General features: G+C 24.6%; 16 protein-coding genes. 4 read left to right on the forward strand and 12 right to left on the reverse strand.

The window, feature by feature from the left end; all coding sequences use genetic code 4:
- Positions 1–143 precede the first annotated feature (143 nt).
- A complete protein-coding gene (locus AAHH39_RS09285) occupies positions 144–272 on the forward strand; it encodes a hypothetical protein (RefSeq protein ID WP_342217857.1) in 129 nt (42 codons plus the stop codon).
- Here AAHH39_RS09285 and AAHH39_RS09290 read toward each other — a convergent pair.
- On the reverse strand, positions 259–1,497 hold the full coding sequence (locus AAHH39_RS09290) for an IS256 family transposase (RefSeq protein WP_342219293.1): 1,239 nt from the start codon (positions 1,495–1,497) through the stop codon (positions 259–261). The two genes, AAHH39_RS09285 and AAHH39_RS09290, sit on opposite strands and share 14 nt — an antisense overlap.
- Before the next feature lie 88 nt (positions 1,498–1,585).
- Between AAHH39_RS09290 and AAHH39_RS09295 the strand changes: the two genes are divergently transcribed.
- The gene (locus AAHH39_RS09295) at positions 1,586–2,788 is read left to right on the forward strand and encodes an IS256 family transposase (RefSeq protein ID WP_425288927.1); all 1,203 of its coding nucleotides are present in this window, start codon (positions 1,586–1,588) and stop codon (positions 2,786–2,788) included.
- An 86-nt stretch (positions 2,789–2,874) separates the two neighbouring features.
- On the forward strand, positions 2,875–3,201 hold the full coding sequence (locus AAHH39_RS09300; protein WP_342217858.1) for a hypothetical protein: 327 nt from the start codon (positions 2,875–2,877) through the stop codon (positions 3,199–3,201).
- A gap of 183 nt (positions 3,202–3,384) precedes the next feature.
- On the opposite strand, the gene aspS is transcribed toward AAHH39_RS09300, so the two are convergent.
- From aspS to AAHH39_RS09330, 6 genes are all read right to left on the reverse strand, one after another.
- On the reverse strand, positions 3,385–5,124 hold the full coding sequence (gene aspS, locus AAHH39_RS09305) for an aspartate--tRNA ligase (RefSeq protein ID WP_342217859.1): 1,740 nt from the start codon (positions 5,122–5,124) through the stop codon (positions 3,385–3,387).
- On the reverse strand, positions 5,108–6,400 hold the full coding sequence (gene hisS, locus AAHH39_RS09310; RefSeq protein ID WP_342217860.1) for a histidine--tRNA ligase: 1,293 nt from the start codon (positions 6,398–6,400) through the stop codon (positions 5,108–5,110). The genes aspS and hisS overlap by 17 nt, the downstream gene beginning before the upstream one ends.
- Positions 6,401–6,658: 258 nt before the next feature.
- On the reverse strand, positions 6,659–8,911 hold the full coding sequence (locus tag AAHH39_RS09315) for a RelA/SpoT family protein (protein ID WP_342217861.1): 2,253 nt from the start codon (positions 8,909–8,911) through the stop codon (positions 6,659–6,661).
- Between the two features lie 13 nt (positions 8,912–8,924).
- Positions 8,925–9,446 carry an adenine phosphoribosyltransferase gene (locus tag AAHH39_RS09320; RefSeq protein WP_342217862.1) on the reverse strand — a complete coding sequence of 174 codons (522 nt, stop codon included), beginning with the start codon at positions 9,444–9,446 and terminating at the stop codon, positions 8,925–8,927.
- A 9-nt stretch (positions 9,447–9,455) separates the two neighbouring features.
- Positions 9,456–12,620, reverse strand: coding sequence for a protein translocase subunit SecDF (gene secDF / locus AAHH39_RS09325; RefSeq protein ID WP_342217863.1), 3,165 nt, complete (start codon positions 12,618–12,620; stop codon positions 9,456–9,458).
- A gap of 121 nt (positions 12,621–12,741) precedes the next feature.
- Positions 12,742–13,065, reverse strand: a complete 324-nt coding sequence (locus AAHH39_RS09330; protein WP_342217864.1) for a Holliday junction DNA helicase RuvB C-terminal domain-containing protein — start codon at positions 13,063–13,065, stop codon at positions 12,742–12,744.
- A gap of 157 nt (positions 13,066–13,222) precedes the next feature.
- Here AAHH39_RS09330 and AAHH39_RS09335 point away from each other — a divergent pair, with 157 nt between their 5' ends.
- A complete protein-coding gene (locus tag AAHH39_RS09335) occupies positions 13,223–13,369 on the forward strand; it encodes a hypothetical protein (RefSeq protein WP_342217865.1) in 147 nt (48 codons plus the stop codon).
- Positions 13,370–13,430: 61 nt separating this feature from the next.
- Here the strand turns inward: AAHH39_RS09335 and AAHH39_RS09340 are convergent, their stop codons facing one another.
- From AAHH39_RS09340 to AAHH39_RS09360, 5 genes are all read right to left on the reverse strand, one after another.
- A complete protein-coding gene (locus tag AAHH39_RS09340; protein WP_342217866.1) occupies positions 13,431–13,856 on the reverse strand; it encodes an AAA family ATPase in 426 nt (141 codons plus the stop codon).
- Between the two features lie 175 nt (positions 13,857–14,031).
- Positions 14,032–14,649: a Holliday junction branch migration protein RuvA gene (gene ruvA, locus AAHH39_RS09345; protein WP_342219344.1), complete on the reverse strand. Its 618-nt coding sequence runs from the start codon at positions 14,647–14,649 to the stop codon at positions 14,032–14,034.
- Positions 14,646–15,368 carry a YebC/PmpR family DNA-binding transcriptional regulator gene (locus tag AAHH39_RS09350; RefSeq protein ID WP_342217867.1) on the reverse strand — a complete coding sequence of 241 codons (723 nt, stop codon included), beginning with the start codon at positions 15,366–15,368 and terminating at the stop codon, positions 14,646–14,648. Before AAHH39_RS09350 ends, ruvA begins: the two co-directional genes overlap by 4 nt.
- Before the next feature lie 12 nt (positions 15,369–15,380).
- Positions 15,381–16,127, reverse strand: coding sequence for an NAD(+) synthase (nadE, locus tag AAHH39_RS09355; RefSeq protein WP_338957464.1), 747 nt, complete (start codon positions 16,125–16,127; stop codon positions 15,381–15,383).
- Between the two features lie 2 nt (positions 16,128–16,129).
- Positions 16,130–17,221: a DNA recombination protein RmuC gene (locus tag AAHH39_RS09360; protein WP_342217868.1), complete on the reverse strand. Its 1,092-nt coding sequence runs from the start codon at positions 17,219–17,221 to the stop codon at positions 16,130–16,132.

Consider the following 17,221-nt stretch of genomic DNA (forward strand, 5'->3'; position numbering starts at 1 on the left):
TACTAGAGAAAGTAGTTTTAAAGGTAACGTTTATAAATATCAAAAAAATCAAAATACTTTTAAAAAAATGGATGGCAATGTTTAGTAATCTGTGTAACTTACAAAAATAACTATGTTTAATTAATTCTAGTAAATATAATTAAATGACTAGAAAGAGTGAGTTACAGATGGCTAAAAAACAAAATATTAATAATAATGATCCAATATCAAAAGCAGTGAGGCTTTTTAGAAATCTGTGTATCTTTGTTTTACAAAGTACTAGTTCAGATTAATTCTGTCTTCAAATTTTATCATAAAATGAGCAATTGCTGTATTTCAATTTTGAATAGGCAATGTTCATTTTTTTGTTATATTTTCAATTGCTAAATAAAATATTTTAAAAACTGACATATCATTAGGAAAAGCTTTTTTGTTTCTAATAACTTTTCGTAATTGACTATTAACAGATTCAATAGCATTTGTTGTATAAATTACTCTTTTGATTTCTGCAGGATAACTAATAAAAATCATCAAATTTTCTCAATTTTTATATCAAGATTTAGCAATTTGGGGATATTGTTTATTTCATTTACTTTCAAATGATTCTAAAGCTTGCATTGCTTGTTCTTCACTACATGCACTATAAATTGGTTTTAAATCTGTAACTAGAGTTTTTCGATGTTTGTATGAAACATATTTTAAACTATTTCGAATTTGATGAACAATGCATAATTGATGTTCTGTTTTAGGATAAACTGCTTGTATTGCTTCTGACATGCCTGTTAAATTATCACTACAAGCAATCAAAATATCATTTAAGCCTCGATTTTTCATTTCTGTGAAATTAGCTAATCAAAATTTAGCACCTTCATTTTCACTAATTCATAAGCCTAAAACATCTTTTTTACCTTCTAAATCAACTCCTAATGCTATATAAACTGATTTATTAATAATCCGTTTATCTTGTCGAACTTTAACTACTATACAATCAAAATAAACAATCGGATAAACGCTTTCTAATGGTCGATTTTGTCATGCTTTGACATCATCAATAACATCATCAGTAATTTGACTAATAACACTTTCACTAATATCAGCACCATGATATAACTCTTGTAACTGCATTCTAATGTCAGATAGAGTCATACCTTTTGCATATAGTGAAAGCACTTGTTGATCAAAACCATCAAATCTTCGCTGTCTTTTTGCAACTATTACAGGAGTAAAATCACTATTGCGATCTCTTGGTACATCAATCTCAATTTTACCTTGTTGAGTTATTAATTTTTTTGAACTTGTACCATTACGAGCATTTTCAGTATTACTATGTTGATTTTTTTCATATCCTAAATAATTTTGCATTTCAGAATTCAACATTTTTTCAACTAAACGTTTTGTTAATTCTTTATATAAACCCCCTTCTTTAAAAACTGTTGTTAAATCTTCAGTATTTTCTAATAATAAATCTACTGCTTTTGATATTGGATCATTATTATTAATATTTTGTTTTTTAGCCATCTGTAACTCACTCTTTCTAGTCATTTAATTATATTTACTAGAATTAATTAAACATAGTTATTTTTGTAAGTTACACAGATTACTAAACATTGCCAAAGCAGTAGATTTATTATTAGAAAATACTGAAGATTTAACAACAGTTTTTAAAGAAGGGGGTTTATATAAAGAATTAACAAAACGTTTAGTTGAAAAAATGTTGAATTCTGAAATGCAAAATTATTTAGGATATGAAAAAAATCAACATAGTAATACTGAAAATGCTCGTAATGGTACAAGTTCAAAAAAATTAATAACTCAACAAGGTAAAATTGAGATTGATGTACCAAGAGATCGCAATAGTGATTTTACTCCTGTAATAGTTGCAAAAAGACAGCGAAGATTTGATGGTTTTGATCAACAAGTGCTTTCACTATATGCAAAAGGTATGACTCTATCTGACATTAGAATGCAGTTACAAGAGTTATATCATGGTGCTGATATTAGTGAAAGTGTTATTAGTCAAATTACTGATGATGTTATTGATGATGTCAAAGCATGACAAAATCGACCATTAGAAAGCGTTTATCCGATTGTTTATTTTGATTGTATAGTAGTTAAAGTTCGACAAGATAAACGGATTATTAATAAATCAGTTTATATAGCATTAGGAGTTGATTTAGAAGGTAAAAAAGATGTTTTAGGCTTATGAATTAGTGAAAATGAAGGTGCTAAATTTTGATTAGCTAATTTCACAGAAATGAAAAATCGAGGCTTAAATGATATTTTGATTGCTTGTAGTGATAATTTAACAGGCATGTCAGAAGCAATACAAGCAGTTTATCCTAAAACAGAACATCAATTATGCATTGTTCATCAAATTCGAAATAGTTTAAAATATGTTTCATACAAACATCGAAAAACTCTAGTTACAGATTTAAAACCAATTTATAGTGCATGTAGTGAAGAACAAGCAATGCAAGCTTTAGAATCATTTGAAAGTAAATGAAATAAACAATATCCCCAAATTGCTAAATCTTGATATAAAAATTGAGAAAATTTGATGATTTTTATTAGTTATCCTGCAGAAATCAAAAGAGTAATTTATACAACAAATGCTATTGAATCTGTTAATAGTCAATTACGAAAAGTTATTAGAAACAAAAAAGCTTTTCCTAATGATATGTCAGTTTTTAAAATATTTTATTTAGCAATTGAAAATATAACAAAAAAATGAACATTGCCTATTCAAAATTGAAATACAGCAATTGCTCATTTTATGATAAAATTTGAAGACAGAATTAATCTGAACTAGTACTTTGTAAAACAAAGATACACAGATTTCTAAAAAGCCTCAAATGGATGGTATAAATAAATCTGTTTCTTCTTTAACTTTTGACAATGATGATAATATTTATGCAGGAGTTTGAACTGGTTCATATCAATCTCCTAAGTAATGGTGAAGTTTACAAATGTTTAGCAGGAGAAACAAACTTTAAACCAATGTCTGGAATAAAAGGGGGAGTACTATCATTAGTTTTTAATAAAAATACAAATTTTTTATATGTTACTACATGAAACGGAGATGGAAAAACTAAAACTAATGATGGTTCACTTTATAAATGCTTACCACCAAATAATGTCTTTACTTTAGTTCAAAAAAATTTACCAGCTATATGACATCTAAAAACCAAAGATAGTAAACCATTTATTGAACTTGAATATTAACAAATATCAAAAAAATATAATTGAAATTAATAATTATTAATTTAACATTATTGAAAAATTGATTTCAATTAAATTACATAATTAATTTCTAATGAAAAACAATTTAATTATTTTTCATTAGAGATTTTTAATATTTATATTTTCTAATTTTATTAAACTTCTAATCACTTTAAAATTAAGATTTTACTTCTTAAATTCCAAATTTAATATTGATAACTGATCAGATGAAATTTCACTAGGACTATTTGTTAATAAACAAATACCACGATTATTTTTAGGAAAAGCAATAGTATCACGAATTGATTCATTCTTAATTAAAATCATTAATAAACGATCAATGCCAAAAGCAATACCACCATGTGGAGGAACTCCGTAATTAAAAGCTGATAAGAAAAAACCAAATTTATTTTCAATTTTTGTTTTACTTAAATCTAATAATTCAAAAATCTTTTTCTGTAATTTATAATCATGAATTCTAATGCTCCCACCAGCAATTTCAAAACCATTTAAAACCAAATCATAAGCATCTGCAGTTAAAGTTCCTAAATCTTTATTTTTTATATCTAATAATTTTTCAGGATTTTTTGGACTTGTAAAAGGATGATGACAAGCTTGTCATTTATTTTCTTCCTGTTCAAACATTGGTCAATCAATAATTCAAATAAATTCAAAGTTTTCAATATTATTCATAAAATCTTTATGATTAATTCGTTTTGACAAATCATTAATATAAAAACTTCTAATAGCACCCATAACTTTATTAGCAACATCTTGTTGTTCATATGCGAAAATTAAAAAATTATTATATTTTATTTTTGATATTTCTTCTGCTAAAACTAAATCATCAAACTTTACTTTAGAATTATTATGAATAATTTTTTTCTTAATTAAGTCATAAATTATTAATGTTTTTCCTCCATGCTGATTGCTAATTTCTGTTAATTTTTTTATAGTTGTTTCATTCATTTTATCATTAACTATAAAACCCTTATAAATAAATCCATCACTATTATTGTTAATATTAATATTTATTAACTTACATGTACAACGCAAATCAGGTTTATCACTACCATATAAATCCATTGCTTGATCATAGGTAATCGATGAAAATGTTGAGGGAATATTACCAATTTTTAAAGTATTAAAAAGACTTATTAGCATATTTTCTACTATTAATTTAATTTCTTTACTAGTAGTAAATGCCATTTCTAAGTCTAATTGTTGAAATTCGGGTTGTCTATCAGCACGAAAATCTTCATCACGAAAACATTTAGCAATTTGATAATATTTGTCAATACCTGATATCATTAATAATTGCTTATAAATTTGTGGTGATTGTGGTAAAGCATAAAAATGTTTTTTTTGAATACGAGCAGGAACTAAAAAATCACGAGCACCTTCTGGTGTTGATTTTGTTAAGCAAGGAGTATCAATTTCTAAAAAATTATTTTGATTCAAAAATGTTCGTAAGCAACTAAGAACTTGGTGTTTAAATTTAATATTATAATTCATTGCTGGTCTTCTTAAATCTAAATAGCGATATTGTAAACGTAATTCTTCACTAGCAAGCGTATTATCATTTTTAATAACAAATGGTAAATTAATAGAATTGCTTAATATTTCAATATCTTTTGCTACTACTTCAATCATATCATTAGCAGTTTTTGCATCTTTATTTTTTCGTAAGACAACTGTTCCAATTACTTTTAAAACAGATTCAACTTTAACATTTTTTATTTCTTGATAATATCCGTTATCTGGTTTAACAATGACTTGTGTTGTTCCATACATATCACGTAAATCAATAAAAATACCAAATTTATTAATACGAATATCTTTAACTCAACCACTAATAATAATTTCTTTTGTAATATCACCCTGCGTTAAATTACCACATGTATGAGTTCTAAAGAGTTTTTCCATATTCTTCATTCTCCTCTAATAATAGATTTTTAACCTTACTAAGTAATTGCTGTTCAGTATCAAAAATTAATTTTATCATTTCTTTTTTAACAAAAGAATAAAAACTAACCTGATTTTTTTCTTTTAAAAATAGTATATTTTTGGCTAAACTACGATCAATAATCTGTGACTTATTTTTATCTTGATATAAATTATATTCCATATCAATATGATAATTTTCTTTACGTAATTGTAATAATAAATCGGAAGCCATTATTAATCCTAATTCGCTTAAAGCAATAATTTGTAAATCAATAATTGGTGGTTTATTAATATTTTTATTTTCTACCAATAATAACATTAATCTTTCAATACCAATTGCAAAACCAATAGCAGGTATTTTTAATGGTGAGCCCAATTCATTAAATAAATTATCATATCTACCACCACCAAGTAAAGTATTTTGACTTTCACCAATTCGTGAATCAATAGTAGTTATTTCAAAAATAATACCATTATAATAATCTAAACCACGAACTAAATGCTCATCAATAATAAAATTAACTTTATTATTTTTTAAACTATTAATAATGTTTGTAAAATATGTTTTTTCTTCATTAGTTAAAAAATCATTTAAATATGGTATTTCTAAATTTAATTTAGTACAAATTTTACAATCAAGAACTCTTAGTGGCGATACATTAACTCTAATTTGACAATTTTCACACAATTGCTTACTTTGATTTAATAATTGTTCTTTAAGTGCTATTTGATATTTATTTTTTGTTTCATTAGATCCAAAATAATTAATATTTAAAGTTAAATTTGGTATTGAAAAACTTTTTATCATTTCTAGGGCCATCATCATTACTTCAACATCAACTAAAGGATGTTTAACACCAACAGTTTCGATACCAAATTGATTAAATTGACGTTGACGCCCTTTTTGAGGTCTTTCATATCGAAACATTGAACCATAATAAAAATACTTTAACGTTTGCTTAGATTTATATAATTTATTTTCAATTATAGCACGAACAATACCTGCTGTTCCTTCAGGACGAAGAGCTAATAATCTATCATTTTTATCATTAAATTGATAAATTTCTTTCTGAATAATATCAGTTGTATCTCCCACAGCTCGTAAAAATAGTTGAGCATTTTCAAAAATAGGAGTAATAAATTCTTGATAATTATATTTAATTGCACACTGTGTTAAAGATTTAATAATATTACGATATATAATAACCTCTTCATTATACATATCACGTGTTCCTCTTGCTTTTTGAAATTGCATACTTTTTTTACTCCTTTTAATAAAAATAAATCTTCTAAAAAAACGTTCCTTTATTTTAGGAACGTTTCTTAACGCGGTACCATCCTAATTCATTTACAAAGTAAATGCACTTAATTATAATTTATCATATTTAATTAATTAATAATACAAGCTATTTAATGTCATAAAATTAGTTAACAAATGTTTGCACCAACCACACTGTCTCCTAATGTTTACCCTAAATTTACTTTTAAATGCTGAAAATATTATACTAAAATATTACATAATTATTCTGTTTATTGCAATAATATCAGGAATTTTTTTAATTGATGAAATAATTTGATGTAAACGTTCAATATTAGAAACTTTAATTAAAATTTTTAAACTTCCATGATTTTCCTTAAGCTTATTATTAGCATCAATACTTTGAATTTGTGCCTTTAAATAGCCCAAAATATTTAAAACATCAGTCATCAATGCTGGTCGATCTAAATATTGAATTTGAATTTTTGAATTATAAAGATGATGACTGGTTGCTAATAAATTTCACTTAGTATCAATAATACGTTCTTTACGCTCTGGCAAACTAACATTAGGACAAATTAAACGATGAACTTTAATACCTTGCCCTTTAGTAATATAACCCGCAATTGGTTCATCAGGGATAGGTAAGCAACAATGAGCCAATGATGTTTTAGTATTGGGGGCATTTTCAATAATAATTTCATTATTACTACTTAAATTCATTGTTGTTTGTTGTTTAGTTTTTAATTCTTGAAATGTTGCTGAATCACTATATAAAATAGTAGTAACCGCCTGTTCAATTGTATAAGTTCCATTAGCAACATCTAAGCAAAAATCTTCATACGTTTTATATTTTAATGATCTAATTCTTGACATAATAACATTACGTTTTGCAATTTTTCAACGAATGTGATTTTCAATAATATATTCTTCTATTTTTTCCTTTGTTTTTTTTATTTTCTCTTTGTTTTCTGTATCTTTAATTTTATTTTCTTGATTAAATTTTTCTTGCTGATTATTTAAATATTTTTTTATTTTATGTTGAGCAAAATTGGTCTTAACAATATTTAATCAATCACGAGAAGGACGTGCGGTTTTTGCAGTTTTAATTTCAACAATATCACCTGATTTTAAAACAGTATTAATAGGAGAATAAATACCATTTATTCTTGCACCTACTGTTGTTTCACCAATTTCAGTATGAACTTTAAAAGCAAAATCTAAAACAGTTGAACCAAATGGTAATGTTATAACATTACCATTTGGAGTTAATACATAAATTAAATCACTAAAAATATCTTGTCGAATTTCTTTTTCTAAATTATTATCTTTGGCAATATTATCTGCTAATATGTTTTCATCAACATTTGGATTTAAGTCATTTAAATTTAATATTTCTTGAAAAATATTTAATTTTTCATCAATTTCTGCTTGACGTTTCTTAGGATTTTTATTTTCCCCTTCTTTATATCTTCAATGCGAAGCTGCACCTGCTTCAGCAAAATCTTCCATTTCTTCAGTTCTAATTTGTAATTCATAAATTTCATTATCAAAAACAACAGATGTATGTAATGATTGATACATATTATTTTTTGGTGTTGCAATATAATCTTTAAATCTACCCGGAACAGGAGTAAAACTTTGATGAATATAACCCAAAATGGCATAACAACTATCAATAGAATTAGTAACAACTCTAATTGCTAAAATATCATGTATATCATCAAAATCTTTTCCAAAATAATACATTTTACGATAAATAGAATATAAGTGTTTACTACGACCATAAATTTTAAAAATTAAATTTTTATGTTGTGATAATGTTTTACTTAATTCTTTAATAATTTCATTAACTAATTTTTCACGTTTTTCACGATCCAAATTAATAAGGTTATCAATTTTTTTATATTCTTTAGGATGTAATACTGCAAAAGAACGATCTTCTAGTTCTGATTGTAATTTACGCATACCTAGACGATGAGCAATAGAAGCATAAACTTCTAAAGTTTCTTTAGCAATAATTATTTGTTTTTCGGGATTTAAAAAATTAATAGTTCTAATATTATGTAAACGATCTGCCATTTTAATAATAATGACACGAATATCATGAGCTAAACTTAAATATAATTTACGTAAATAATTAGCTTTAATTTCATTTCTTTTTTCTTTTGCAAAATGACTAACTTTAGTTACAGCTAAAACTAAATTAGCAACTTCCAAACCAAATTCTGCTGCTAACTCATCAAAAGTTGTTGGTGTATCTTCTAAAATATCATGTAAAAAGCCTGCTTGTATTGAAGAGACATCTAAATGTCATAATACTAAATTATATGCTGTTGATAAAACATGATAAATATAAGGATCACCATTCTTTCGATATTGATCTTTATGTTTTAATAATGCATATTCATAAGCTACTTTAATTTTTGTAATTTGCTTAGGATCTTTGATAAATGTTTTTGCTTCCGCTAATAATTGGTTAAAATCTTTACAAGTTAAATTATTCATTATTTACTACTTATTAAAACTGAATTATTTCTAACAGCGGAATATTATCAAAATGATGTTTATTAGCAAATTCAGAAAGCGAAATTAAAGTAGCAATGCCAACTGATTGAGCATTACTTTGTTTTATTAAATTAAGACAAGCATTAATTGTTCCTGAAGTTGCAATCAAATCATCAATTATTACTACTTTATCTTTTGTTGAAAGTACATTTTGCTGCATTTCTAATATAGCAGTACCGTACTCTAAATCATAAGTTACTTTATAGGTTTTACCTGGTAATTTACCTTTTTTGCGTGCAAGAACTAATTTGATACCCAACTTATATGCTATAGCAGCACCAAAAATAAATCCTCTTGCTTCAGGTGCTAAAATTGCTGTTGCTCCACATTTTTTAATAAAATCTACAAAAATATTAACAACACTTTGAAATGCTTCTGGATTACTTAATATTGGGTTAATATCTTTAAATTGGATACCTTTAATTGGAAAATCAGGAATATTAATAATATTTTTTTTTAATGATTCTTTTGTCATTGCAACCACCTATTCATTAATACCTTTAATAACATATTCATCTGCACCAATGAAATGTTTTTTAATTTTATTAATACGTTTTTTATATCTATAAACTCTTCATTTCTCAAAATAAGTTCAAATAAAAGGAGCAATAAAGTAAGATGATACTAAACTTACTATACAACCTATTAATAATGATAAACTAACTATTCAGAAACTAGGAATAATAAACATAACAATTACTGATGTTATTAACACTACACCATTAATAACTAATGTTCTTGGTAAAGCCTTTTGAACACTTTTATTTGAAATTTCAATTATTTCTTCTGTGCTAATAACTTGTGTTTGATTATTATTAATCTTAATTTCACGAATATTATCAAAAATTGACATAATACTAATTATTGTTAAAATCATTACTCCCAATAATATTCCAACAATTGAAGTAGAAATTACAATTTGGAAAATACTAATAATAGCAAGTGTCATTAGTAAACTAAAAATAATAGCTAAAATTAAAGGAATAACATAAGTTAATTGAAATCTAATAATAATATAAATTAAAATAACAATAAAAGATAAAGCAATTGAAATAATCATATTAACTAATAAATCTACACCTGACTTAGCAACAACTAGATCAATTTCTCCTCATTGTAAAATAGATTCTTGTTTTCAATTTCTAGTAATCTCCCCTAAAAAATTCTTAAACCTTTGCTGCATACTTTGAGAATTTACTGTTGTTTGAACAATAATTTTAAACTGATATGGTTTTCCTTCACCACCAGCAATTAAGGAAAAATTAATATTTTTAAAATATTTACTAAATTGACTATTATTTTGAATTTCTTTACTAATAAAATCTTTTGCTAATTCTGCTTCTTTAATAATATTGTAACTAGGATCACTTGGATCTTGAGTAATTGTACCCATTCCAACAAAATCAGTTCGTTGATCAAAACCAGAACCAAAATTAGAACCAATTACACCATAAGTAATACCTGAAGCAAGAACAATAACAGCAGAGCCCGAAAGAATTCATTTTGTTAATTTATGAAAATAATTTCAGTTACTTATTTTAAGTTTTGAAAAAACATTTTTAAAATTAACTAATATTTTTTTGTCTTTTGTTTTAACTATTTGAATTTTTAACGGTTTTAATGCATTAATTAATTCTTGTTTCAGTTTATTAATTTCTTGTGAAAGATTTAATTTTAAATCTTTTACTTTTGACTTATAAACTGATCTTGATTTACTATGTTCTTTTTTTAATTGCTGCTTATCAACTTTAAATTTTTTAATTAATTCTTTAACTTTATTTTTATAATTAATTTGAAGCTGACATTTTTCTGAAATTAATTGTTTTTTTATTTTTTTATCATCAGTTTTAATATTATTTGTATCTATTAAATTATTTAAAACTATAGTCCTTTTTCTACTAATATTATTAGTTCCTAAAAGTTGAGGTTTATTTTCTAACCAGTTATTTCGTAATAATGTTCATAACATTAATCTTAATAAGATAATTCCAAAAATAATTACACCAAAAGTAGCAATAGAAGTCATAATAATAAAACCTTTGATAGCACGAGTTCCAAATCAGAAAATAGTTAAATTAACAATTAAAATAATAGCGCTACAATCTAATGAAGAGGATAATGTTTTCTTATTTGCTGATTTAAAAGCACTAATCAAAGTTTTACCTTGCATATATTCATTTTTAAAACGTTCCAACAAATTAATAATCGTATCTAATAATAATGCAAAACCAATAATTAAAGCAATTACGCTTTCAGGAGCAATTATACCATTAATGAAAACAAAACTAACAATAGTAAATAATAAAAATAATGATATTATAATTAGAACAATAACTCCTAACATACGATAATAAAACAGAACAATAGTCATAAGAACAAAGGTAACTAATATAATAATAACAACTGCAATTTTTAAAGATGTTGCACCTAGCGTTGGACTAACATTAGCATAAGATAACATAGTAAAATTATTTTTTGACAATCCTGATGTTAAAACACTTTTCATTTGTTCAACTGTTTCAAGATTAAAAGTATCTGAATTAATTAAAATACTATTGCTAGTTACTTTAACTTCACCAACTCAATATGGAATATAACGATAATCAATAACATCTTCATGTAAAATATCTGAAACATCTGGTAAACGTAGTAAATCTTTAATATAAGGCAATCATGCATTCATAGGTGAACCAACAATAGGAGAAGCAAAAGGATCAAAACGATTAGCAGGATCATATGTATTTTTTTCATCATTAGTATCAACAGAAAGACTATGAACTGAACCTAAATTATCAGAATAAATTCAATTAATACCAAATTGACCATTTTGATTAGGATTTAATAGTCGTGCTAAAGTAGGGTCTTGTGCTTTAGCTCTAGCTAAAATATCAGTACCTTTACCAAGACCTGGTGTATTATTATCTAATAATGATGTTAATGATGCTTTAATCTTACCATCAGTATCATTTTTAAGATTATCAATTATAAAAGCAAGGGAGCGAATACCCTCCATACTACTTCGAATATAATCAAATAACTGACCAATATCTGAATAAATATAAAATGTATTTTCTTTGGCAGAAGTAAGTTCTTTTAAAACTGAATCATTTTTAACATCAAAAACAAGTTCTGGGCGATGAGTAACAGAATTATTAACAGCTTTAATAGCAGAAAAAACATCACTAGTTAATAATCTTTTATCTCTTTTTGTTCAAGTAGTAGCTTTGTCATCTTTCTTTTCGGTTGCTAATAAGTCATTACCATCTTTATCAACAATATAAGAATAACCACGTCGTGATACACTGTGAACAAAAGTAGAAATATCAACTCCCGCATCTTTACTCAACGCTAAATTATACTTATTATGATTACTGCTAGTAATGCTTTCAATATAAACGTTACTAGTACCTAAAGGATCAACTCTGTCTTTTAATAAATTAATAACATCTTTTTGTTTACCTTTACCCTCATATTGAACTTGTGTTTGATAACCACCAGCAAACTCAATACTTAATTTACTATTATTTTCAACATATTTAGCACTAAACACTACTGAAATTATTATTGCAGAAACAATAATTATTAAACTAAAAATTCTTAAAAAAAATCCAAGATTTTTAGTTTTTCTTGTCCTAGAAGAAGTGTTCATATTTCTTCACTCCTAAATCATTTTATTTGTATAAACATAGATTGTATATTATTTAAGCACTATATAAGAATACCAACATTCGTTATAAATAACAATTGTTTTACAGTAATATCAAAAATAATTATTTTCTAAATAAAATTATATTATTATTAATATACTCTTTACCAATAATTGTTATTTTACGACCCTTAGTTGTCTTAGTAATTAAACCACAATGAATAAGTCAAGGTTCATAATGAATTTCAAGATTTTTTCTTTCTTCATTCAAAAGTTGACAAATAGTTTCAATACTCAAACTTTTATCTAAATTTACATTATTAAACAATGCTAAATATGCCAATTGTAAACTATTTAAACCTAAAGGATAAATTTGCAAAAAAAATAAAATTTGCAAAATATTAGTTTCATTTAAATCTACATTCATAACAACGCAATAATTATACAATTGTTTAATGATGTTAATAATGAGTCGCGGAATATTACTTTAATTTTGTAGAAAAGTAATGATACATGATAAAGTGTTATTTTTAGAGAATTTTTACACTAAATAATGTTACTTTTAACAAATTTTTAATTAAAAATAATATTTTAAGTGTAAATTGATGAATAATTTTTGGTCATCCATACTTTTCTACATAATTAAAAGAATATTACGACAATGATTAGCAATAATATTTATTATATTATTTTCTAATTTTGAATTTAAACTTAAAGAAACTTGTGAAATAATACTTTTAATATCCTGATAATTATAATCAGATAATTGTAAAATATTAGGAATACGACTTATCAACGCTTTAGTTAAGATTCCTACTTTATTAGTAGCACCAATAAATGTAAAAGAGGGTAAATTAATTTTACAATTCAGGTATTATAATCTTTACCAATCATAATATTAATAAAATTACCTTCTAATGCAGAATATAATACTTCTAATATTTCATAGTTAACAACATGAATTTCATCAATAAAAACTATATCAGATTGTTTGATATTTGCTAAAATACTAATAATATCGCTAGTTTTATTAATGCTTGTTCCTTCTAAACTATGAAAATTTACTTGCAATTCTTCTGCTATTAATCGTGCAATAGTTGTTTTTCCAATACCAGGAGGACCAATTAATAAAATATGACTTAAAGCAATATTTTGAATTTTACTACCTTTGATTAAAATTAGAATACGTTCAATAACATTATTTTGTCCAACAAAATTATTAAAACTACTAATACCCATATTTTATTTCCTTAATAGCTAATGCAATAATTTCTTTTAATTATGTAGAAAAGTATGGATGACCAAAAATTATTCATCAATTTACACTTAAAATATTATTTTTAATTAAAAATTTGTTAAAAGTAACATTATTTAGTGTAAAAATTCTCTAAAAATAACACTTTATCATGTATCATTACTTTTCTACAAAATTAAAAATAATTTCTTCAACTTCCAAATCTCAATTAATATTTCTTAATAAAAAATTATTAATTACTATTGAACTAAAACCTAATTTTAATAATGTATCAAATACTAAATCTGATTTTTCATTTTGACTAGTTGTTAAATTACTTACTACTTTAATATGATTACTAAAATAATTAATAATATTATTAGCAATTTTATGAGTTATACCTTTACACTGTTGCAATATCTTATAATCTTGTTTGCTTATAGCCAACTTAATACTATCAAGTGATAGTTGATTTAATAATCTTAAAGCAGTTTTTGGTCCAATATTACTAATATTAAGTAAATGAATAAAAAAGGTTTTTATTGGTTTTGATACAAACCCAAAAAATTGTTCATAAGTTGGTTTTTGATGAAAATAAACATAAATTTTCACTTTAATATTTAATGGTAATGTTTGTAAATTAACACCTTCAATAATATATCCATGATCATTACATTCAAAAATAATTTTATTTTCATAAAATTCTTTAATAATACCTAAAAATATTCATCCATGACTTATTCCTCCTTTTCTATTCTTACTATTAATTAGATGAAAAAGAAAAATAAACCTTTTTATTTTTTAAAATTATGTTCAATTGAAAGCACATCATCATCATTTTCAATTGTTTCTAACAATATATCAATTAATTTAATTTGTTGTTGATCAGTAATGATAATCAATTCATGGGGAATATTAACAATTTCATTAGTAATAAAATCATTAATATTATTTTTTTCTAATAAATTAGTTACGGCATTTAACTGTTTAGAATTAACTTCAATATCAATGATATCTTCATTTTTTTCAATATTAAAAATTTCAAAATCAATTATTAACTCCAATATTTCTTCAACTGATAATAAACTTGAAAATTGAATTACCCCCGTTGTTTGAAATAAATATTGAACAGAATTAGTAGCAGCTAAATGACCACCCAATTTATTAAAATAACTTCGAATATTACTTGCAGTTCGATTTTTATTATCAGTTAAACAATGAATAATTATGGCAATATTACTTGGTCCATATCCTTCATAAGTGACTGCTTCATAATTAGTTGTTTCATTTTTATTACTAGCTTTATTAATAGCACGATTAATATTATCCTTTGGCATATTTATACGTCGTGCTTTTTCTAACATTAATTTCAATCGCGGATTATTTTCAACATTTGCACCACCTAATTTAACAGAAACATAAATTTTTCTTGATAATTTTTGAAAAATTTTACCACGTTTGTTATCTTGGACATCTTTACGATGTTTAATATTTGCATATTGCGAATGTCCAGCCATATTCTCATTCCTTTATTTTTTTCTTGTTCATTTCGGAGCTTGCGGTACAGGTATTCTTTTGTGTGCACTATTCTGATGCATAAATTCAATTTTATTAATTACTGATGATGGTATTAATGATTTATTTCCTAGTAAATATTGATCTAATTGTTCATACTTAAATTGCATTTCCATTTCATCAGTTTGTCCATCTCATAAACCAGCAGTTGGCTTACGAATAATGATCTCTTCACTAACTTTTAATATCTTTGCTGCAGCAAAAACATCTTTTTTTAACAAATGAATAATTGGTAATAAATCAACACCACCATCACCATATTTAGTAAAATAACCAATGTGTCATTCATCACTATTATCTGTTCCTACAACTAAATAATTATGATTTTGTGCATATGCATAAAGAGTATTCATTCTTAATCTAGCTTTTAAATTGCCTAAAATTAATTTTGATTTTTCTATATTAATTTCAGTTTCTAATGTTTTTTTAAAACTTAAAAAAACATTATTTAAATTAACTACTTTGGCATTTAATTTATGAATATTAACTAAATTATTTGCATATTCTAAATCAATATCTGGTGAAAAACAAGGCATAATTAATGCTAAATGATCATTAGGAAAAGCTTTTTTAATCAATAATGCTACTACTGCTGAGTCAACACCACCACTTAAACCAACAATTAAACCTTTGGCATTTGCTTTTTTTACTTCACTTTGTAAAAATTTAATAATTTCATCTAAATATTGTTCTAAATTCATAATTATTCACTCTCTTTTATTTCTTCAGACATTTCAAAAATATTGTTATAATGTCCAGCAATTTTATTATGGGTTTTATCTAAAGTTTCAATGGCTTTATTAGTTGTATCAAAACCAGCCTTAACTTTTTCTCATCTATCAACCCAACGATCAAAATCATCTTTGAATAAACGTAATTTTTTTGCCATTTTTTCTAAATTTTTATTAAAATCAATGTCTTTACGATTTTTATCAACTGTAAACAAAACAGCAGATAAAGTAGTAGGAGAGGTAATTCAAACACGTTTCTTAAAAGCATATTCAACAATATCATCAGCAAATTGTGCGTAAATAAAAGCAAATATTTCTTCAGAAGGAATAAACATTACTGCGCTAGAAATCTTATTTTTAATATTAATATATTTTCCAACTTCATCAATTCGTTTACGAATATCATTACGAAAATCTTTTAAATAATTTTCTTTAACTTTAATATCTTCACTTACTAAATACCTTTGATAGTTATCAATTGAAAACTTTGAATCAATAGCAATTCCTTCTTTTTCAGAATCTGTTTTTACATAGGCATCAACAACTTTGCCATCAATTGTTTTATATTGTCGTTCTCATAATTTTTGATTTGAACCCAACATATTAGTCAAAATTTTTTCTAAAACAAATTCACCAACATTACCACGTTTTTTAGTATTAATAAAAACTTCTTGTAAACTTTGAATATTATCATTAATTTTTCCTAAAACAGTTGATGATTCTTGTAACTTTGCTAAATCTTTAATAACATCTACTACTTGTCTTTGAATGACATCAGCATTGCGTTTATAATCATCTTCTTTTTTATCTAAATTTTTTTGAAAATTATCAATATTACTCATTAAATTAATTAATTTTTCGGTTTTATCACGATCCGAACCATTTCATGATGTTTTAAAATCATTTAATTGTTCTTTTAAAGTTTCTACTTGCATTTTTAAAAAATCTTGTGCAATTGGGTCGCTAGTAACCTTCTCACTTTTTTTAATTTGCATATAAATTATTAAGCCACCAATACTACTAATAATTAAAATAACTACCAATAAACTAATTACTATGTCCAT

Source organism: Spiroplasma endosymbiont of Amphimallon solstitiale (genome assembly GCF_964030965.1).
GTDB lineage: Bacteria > Bacillota_I > Bacilli_A > Mycoplasmatales > VBWQ01 > Spiroplasma_E.